Annotated in this window: 3 tRNA genes; all 3 read right to left on the bottom strand. The window is 55.2% G+C overall.

The features are described from left to right. Positions 1 to 2 precede the first annotated feature (2 nt). Positions 3 to 76 (bottom strand) — tRNA-Asp (locus tag ACUYLD_RS25630). Between the two features lie 25 nt (positions 77 to 101). After that, positions 102 to 175 (bottom strand) — tRNA-Met (locus ACUYLD_RS25635). Between the two features lie 30 nt (positions 176 to 205). Further along, a tRNA-Val gene (locus ACUYLD_RS25640) sits at positions 206 to 281 on the bottom strand.

The following is a 281-nucleotide window of genomic DNA, read 5'->3' on the forward strand; positions in this document are numbered from 1 at the left end:
GGCGGAACTGACGGGATTCGAACCCGCGATCTCCTGCGTGACAGGCAGGCATGTTAGGCCTCTACACCACAGTTCCAGAGGCATTTCCAACAGGAAATTAATTGCGGGGGTAGGATTTGAACCTACGACCTTCGGGTTATGAGCCCGACGAGCTACCGAACTGCTCCACCCCGCGACATTAAAAGGCATTTCTCAAATTTTCTTATGGTGGAGGCTGAGGGGCTCGAACCCCCGACCCTCTGCTTGTAAGGCAGATGCTCTCCCAGCTGAGCTAAGCCTCC

Source organism: Paenibacillus sp. SER-28 (assembly GCF_052906305.1).